This window comes from Bacillus sp. P4_D3 (assembly GCF_056401855.1).
In genome coordinates this window covers 1-1,740 of the sequence record NZ_JBFUIN010000651.1, presented here as the reverse complement: position 1 = coordinate 1,740, position 1,740 = coordinate 1, and the positions used below count along the sequence as shown (strand labels likewise).

The 1,740-nt window shown below is 38.2% G+C and carries 2 protein-coding genes; one reads left to right on the top strand and one right to left on the bottom strand.

Annotation, left to right across the window (positions count from 1 at the left end):
- Positions 1-84 precede the first annotated feature (84 nt).
- The gene (gene pepQ / locus AC1DTM_RS25205; RefSeq protein ID WP_199715229.1) at positions 85-1,182 is read right to left on the bottom strand and encodes a Xaa-Pro dipeptidase; all 1,098 of its coding nucleotides are present in this window, start codon (positions 1,180-1,182) and stop codon (positions 85-87) included.
- 149 nt (positions 1,183-1,331) lie between these two features.
- On the opposite strand from pepQ, the gene AC1DTM_RS25200 reads away from it, so the two are divergent.
- The coding region (locus AC1DTM_RS25200) for an MBL fold metallo-hydrolase (protein ID WP_477001162.1) at positions 1,332-1,740 on the top strand (409 nt) is incomplete at its 3' end.

Below are 1,740 nucleotides of genomic sequence, written 5' to 3'. Positions count from 1 at the left end.
CAACTGCCCGTAAACGCCCGATTGGTGAAGGCTAATAATCAGTGGGGGATGAACAAAACCCCCACTGATTAAAGTTTCACTTTATTATTTCACAAATTGTAATTCTTTCGGGAACTTCGTTAAAATTTCTGATCCGTCTTTTGTGATGTAAATATCATCTTCAATACGAACGCCGCCTACGTTTGGTACGTAAATACCTGGCTCGATTGTGAAGACCATGCCTTCTCTTAATAGAGACTCATTGCCTTCTTTTACATCTGGATATTCGTGTACGCTAATTCCAAGTCCGTGACCAAGGCGGTGTGGGAAGAAGTCTCCGTAACCTGCATCTGCGATAACAGAGCGAGCAGCGTTGTCAATTGCACCAAATGTAACGCCTGGTTTACATGCTTCAACCGCTTGTAGTTGTCCAGCAAGTACAGTGTTGTAAATGCGAGTTTGTTCTTCAGAAATATCACCAAATGCTACTGTACGTGTAATGTCAGAGCAATAACCTTCAATGATTACACCTAAATCAAATAGTACGAAATCGCCGCGTTTCATTTTGTTTGCACCTGGAATACCGTGTGGAAGAGCAGAGTTTGCACCTGCTAATACCATCGTATCGAATGACATTTTATGGATGCCTTTTGTTTTTAATTCATGCTCAATAATTGCTAATACTTCTAGCTCGCTGCGATTTTCTTTAATTGCATTTACACCAACTTCAACAGCATAGTCTGCCATTTTAGCTGCTTCACGTAAAATAGAAAGTTCTTTTTCATCTTTAATTAAGCGAAGCTCGCGAACTTTCTCTTCAGCTGATTTGAAAGCTGCATTTGGGAATAATTTTGTTAATTCTTCGTAGCGCTCTACGTTTAAATGCTCTTTTTCAATTGCAACTGCATTTGCATCAATACCACGATCTTTAATTGCTTTTGCAATCATATCCCATGGTCTGTCAGTATCAGTAAATCCGATAATTTCATGTGCCCAGCCAGCGTTACGCGCTTGACCTTCTTCCATTTTAGGACAAATTAAAATAGGTTCTTTTTCTTGGAATACAAACATACCAAGTAGTCTTTCATGTGGTTCACAGTGGAATTTCGTCATGTAGAAAACGTTCGGTGTAGAAGTTAAGAACGCAGCTTCTACGTTTTTTTCTTTTAGCCATTGCATTAAATTTTCTAATCTAGCATTCATCGATTGGCACCCCCGAGATATTTAATTACAAATATAACTTTACATCGGATGAAAGCGTTATGACAAGTAAATAGATGTTAGAAAAGACAGGTAATTGAGAAATCATGTAGAATAAAAAGTGAGAATGTGAATAGGGGAGGAATGTAATGATGAAAGTATCTTATCACGGGCATTCAGTTGTAAAGATTGAAACGAATGGAAAAGTTATTTTAATTGATCCGTTTTTAACAGGAAATCCGAAAACAGATTTAAAGGCTGAAGATGTAAAAGTTGATGCGATTATTTTATCGCACGGACACGGTGATCATGTTGGGGATACAGTAGCGTTAGCAAAGAAAAATAATGCGGTCGTTGTGGCACCATTTGAATTAGCGACATTTTTAGGCTGGCAAGGTGTAAATACACATCCAATGCATATTGGAGSTTTACCAAAGTCAAATACATGTGAACCTCCAATATGCATTGGATGTGTATTTACACCTTGCCAGCCTAAAAATGTCGCTAATTCAAATGGTGCCACAACGACCGCATTATTTTTCTTTGCTAACGCTACTGTAT